The organism is Planktothrix sp. FACHB-1355 (genome assembly GCF_014748295.1).
Lineage (GTDB): Bacteria > Cyanobacteriota > Cyanobacteriia > Cyanobacteriales > Aerosakkonemataceae > Aerosakkonema > Aerosakkonema funiforme_A.
In genome coordinates this window covers 1-3,742 of the sequence record NZ_JACJUP010000699.1, presented here as the reverse complement: position 1 = coordinate 3,742, position 3,742 = coordinate 1, and the positions used below count along the sequence as shown (strand labels likewise).

Genomic DNA, 3,742 nt, shown 5'->3' with positions numbered 1-3,742 from the left:
TTGCCTCTACAGCACCGATTAATGCCTCAGTTTGCTGAATGGTTTGAGCCAATAAGTTCAGCATAGCATCAGGAGCGAGCGGCTGGTATTCAGCTATTCCCAGCGCCAAGGTATGCAAACGCGAATAAGGCATTCTTAGTCTCTCGACACTACTCTGCATCTGATCTAATTCTGGTAGGGTTGCCTCATTCTCCCCAAACCGTTCAAATATGCCGAACTCTGTAGCTTTGGCTTCATCAATCAGTTCTACCAACCGTCGCTGCAAGTAAAAGATAGTAGTTAAAGTTTGCTCTGGTAATTTGGCCATTATGCCCCAGATAAAGAGAAGACAAGACTATATGATACCCAAGAAAGCTGCAATTACCAGAAGAAACGCGATCGCCTCTCTAATTTCATTACTACCCCACCGCCAATTCTGTAAACTTCCGCATATAAGGCGACCTGTATCCTAGCACGATATCAGACTTAGGCACTCCAGCTTCAATTAACTCATTCGCTATCCCCACCTCAGTTCCATCTCGTTGAATCCAAATTTTTCCCTCTCTAATCTCAATGTGAATAACACATCCAAACACTCGTCTTTCTCCACGCCACCCGACATGAAACATCAGATAGCGATCGCGATCGACATCGAAAGCAATTTGAGTTTCCACTTCGCAATCGTCGCTATCGCACTGACTATGTTTTTCGATAATTGATTTAATTAATTCTTTATATTTCTCTATTTCCATAGTACAATTTCCTCTCTAATCGGACTGTCGCAAAGTTCGTATTGATTCGGTTGTAGTTAAATTCATACCCGCAACAATGCTAATAAACAGTTTTTATTAGCCATGCTTACACTAAAGTGCGATCGCCAAGTAACAAAGCTACCATTGATATAAATTGTGCGACAACCAGCTGCTTTGAGTTGTTCCATTGCCATTCGCAGCCCACGCATTAAGCGCAACCTCAGATCGTTGGTTCCGAATCGTTCTACAAACTCTTCCCATTCGCAAAAATGCACTCCAGGTGGCAGATTGCCGTTTTCATCAAATTCTGGAATCACTTCCTCACACCTTAACATAGATCGATGTCCGGCTCTTGAGCGTACCATATTGCAACCCATGTTGGAAAATTGCGATCGCTATGCGTGCGCGTTAGCGCCAAAGCGCATTCGCATAGCGTGGGTTATTACCGCAACTCTAGTTAACCAAACCAGCACGAAGGGCGCGAACAGCAGCAGAAGTGCGATCGTCACAAGATAACTTGGTTAAAATATTACGGACGTGAGTTTTCACAGTACCCAGTGAAATATGAAGTTCCCCGCAAATTTCTTCGTTACTGTACCCTTCCACAATTAACTGGATTACATCCCTCTCTCGTTGAGTCAAAGGATTAACCGTAAGTAACTCTTTGTCTTCTGGATTTAAAGCATGAATTGAGATAGTTGGAACACCAGCGGGAATGGCAGCTTCTTCAAAAGGATTATCTATTCTTGTCAAAACAATTCTGGCAATAGATGAATCGATCCAATTTGCGCCTGAGTGAGTTTCGACAATTGCATCCACCAGTTTCTCAAACATAACATTTTTCATGCAGTAAGAATCTGCTCCCGCTGCAAAAGCTGCCAGCACGGAATCCTCATTATCCTGCATCGTTAAAATCAGAACTTTTGGCTGTTTGTCAAGGTTTGAAGTTTTAGCTTTGATAAACTCTTTAAACCTCTTGGTTAATTCGATTCCATCGACTAATCCCGGTAAGCCTATATCGACTATTGCTACATCTGGCGGCGTTTTTTCTAGCAGGGTTATACCTTGTAAGCCGTTAGCAGCTTCCCCAACAAATTCGATATCTTCACAATCCTTTAAAGCTGCTTTGATTCCAGATCTAGTTAAATGATGGTCTTCAATTAAAGCGACACTAATCTTGTTGTCCATAGTTGTCTCCTAAAAAAGGATGAGAATACTCTCGAAACAAGTGGTTAGATTGAATTAGGAAGGTGAACCGTAAACACGCTACCTTTACTTACTGTTGATTTAACCTGAATACTACCCTTGTGAGCTTCCACAATCCGACGGGATAGATGCAATCCTAAACCACAGCCAGCCCCAGCATGATTTCCAGTACGAAATCTTTCAAACAGCATAGTTTGCTCTGAAGGTCTAATACCTGGCCCAGTATCTTCTACGCTAATGCTTACGGATTCAGTATCTTGACGAACAGCAATTTTTACCTGACCGATATCGGTGAACTTAATCGCATTTCCGACTAAGTTGGTTATCACTCGGCGGAGTTCGATACAGTCTCCCTTAATTTTGATTGGAGTTGTATCTTCATAAATTAAAGACAGATTTTTTTCAACAGCCAGATGTTCTAGTTCTTTTACCACGTCTCGAATCATCTTGTTAAGGTTGAAAGGTGCGATCGCTAATCTCTTACATCCAGCTTCAAATCGATGTACCTCCAATAGAGTATTGACTAATGCGAGTAAATTTTCATTGCTATCGCTGACTGTCGTTATTGCTTCTACCGCCTGACTTGGCAGTTCCCCAAATTTCCCTCGGTAGAGTAGAGACAACATTCGATCGGCTGCTACTAATGGCGTTCGCAGATCGTGGGTAAGACGCGAAACAAAATCCTCTTTCGCCCTTGTCATTTCCTGCATCGCATCGATGCTATGTTTCAACCTGAGAAGACTGCGGACGCGAGCCAATAATTCTTGCACTTCAATTGGTTTGCAGACGAAATCATCAGCACCCAAATCCAGCCCATCTGCTATATTCGTTGAATCGTCAGCCGTAACAAGCAGAATTGGAATAAAAGGCAGTTGAGTATTAGAGCGAATTCTGAAAGTCACTTCGTAACCGTCAACATGAGGCATCATCACATCCAGAAGGATTAAATCTGGTGGCGATGCTTCGATACTTGCGATCGCATCTAGTCCGTTGTCACTCGTACTGACGTGGTAGCCTTCTTCTGAAAGGATGGTTTGGATCATAAATAAGTTATCGGCTACATCATCAACTGCCAAAATTTTGCTAGGCTTATTTTTCATTTGCTGGATTTCCTTTCTCCCACCCAGCCGACACTTAATAGTGAGTCCGTATCATCTGTTCGGTGGATTAAGCTAGAAATTTTTTGATAATCGTGATGCTTTTGCGCTTCTTCTAACTTTCGCTGTTTTTTAATTCGCTGTAAGTAGTCTTTCAATCGAGCATAGCACCATCCGACTTCCGAGCCTAAGTCGTAGATTTGTTGAGATTTTAAAGCTCCGAATAAAATTTTTCCGAGGGATTTGGAAGTTCGATCTGATAAAATTCTTCGACTATTTTTGCCTGCCATGAAGCCTTGCCAAAACTTCTGACTATTGGATGAGTTGTGAATGTTGAGCCGATAATAGCGCAGCTTTGATTTCAGCCACTCTAGGTCTTGTTTTCTTTTATCTGCTAGCGAATCGTCCGGCTGATAATTATGCCAAACTTGGACGAGGGAGTTTAGAACTTGCTCGAATTCTGTGAGATAGTCAGTTGGAGTTACTAAATGGGCTGTTCTAGGAAGTAGCTTATGGTTTGAGAGAATGTTAGCTGGCGACATAGTAATGAACCTTTACAGGATTTGATCCGAATTGCCGTTTGTTTTTTTCGTCTCTAAAAACCCAAATTATCAACTGCTCAGATTGAGTGAGTTCTACCGAAAAGATGATTTTTTATTCATTGCTGCCGCTAGTTAGAATTTTTAAGATGGCTTCTATTTCTAAAGT

General features: G+C 42.0%; 6 protein-coding genes. All 6 read right to left on the bottom strand.

Translation table 11 applies throughout. The features are described from left to right. Positions 1–307 (bottom strand): hypothetical protein (locus tag H6S82_RS23310; protein ID WP_191056783.1); only part of this gene is annotated, 307 nt, incomplete at its 3' end. Positions 308–398: 91 nt separating this feature from the next. Then, positions 399–731, bottom strand: a complete 333-nt coding sequence (locus H6S82_RS23305) for a XisI protein (RefSeq protein ID WP_190474217.1) — start codon at positions 729–731, stop codon at positions 399–401. Positions 732–793: 62 nt separating this feature from the next. Continuing rightward, entirely contained in the window at positions 794–1,066 is a 273-nt protein-coding gene (locus H6S82_RS23300) for a hypothetical protein (RefSeq protein ID WP_242057081.1), read from the bottom strand. Between the two features lie 118 nt (positions 1,067–1,184). Further along, positions 1,185–1,919, bottom strand: coding sequence for a response regulator transcription factor (locus H6S82_RS23295; RefSeq protein ID WP_190474215.1), 735 nt, complete (start codon positions 1,917–1,919; stop codon positions 1,185–1,187). 44 nt (positions 1,920–1,963) lie between these two features. Next, a complete protein-coding gene (locus H6S82_RS23290) occupies positions 1,964–3,037 on the bottom strand; it encodes a hybrid sensor histidine kinase/response regulator (RefSeq protein WP_190474214.1) in 1,074 nt (357 codons plus the stop codon). Beyond that, positions 3,034–3,576, bottom strand: coding sequence for a hypothetical protein (locus H6S82_RS23285; RefSeq protein ID WP_190474213.1), 543 nt, complete (start codon positions 3,574–3,576; stop codon positions 3,034–3,036). Before H6S82_RS23285 ends, H6S82_RS23290 begins: the two co-directional genes overlap by 4 nt. Positions 3,577–3,742: the final 166 nt, after the last annotated feature.

Bases quoted from the DNA above. Each gene is read 5' to 3' on its own strand.
- H6S82_RS23300 (WP_242057081.1), bottom strand. From the start codon at position 1,066: ATGTTAAGGTGTGAGGAAGTGATTCCAGAATTTGATGAAAACGGCAAT.
- H6S82_RS23285 (WP_190474213.1), bottom strand. From the start codon at position 3,576: ATGTCGCCAGCTAACATTCTCTCAAACCATAAGCTACTTCCTAGAACA.
- H6S82_RS23290 (WP_190474214.1), bottom strand. From the start codon at position 3,037: ATGAAAAATAAGCCTAGCAAAATTTTGGCAGTTGATGATGTAGCCGAT.
- H6S82_RS23305 (WP_190474217.1), bottom strand. From the start codon at position 731: ATGGAAATAGAGAAATATAAAGAATTAATTAAATCAATTATCGAAAAA.
- H6S82_RS23295 (WP_190474215.1), bottom strand. From the start codon at position 1,919: ATGGACAACAAGATTAGTGTCGCTTTAATTGAAGACCATCATTTAACT.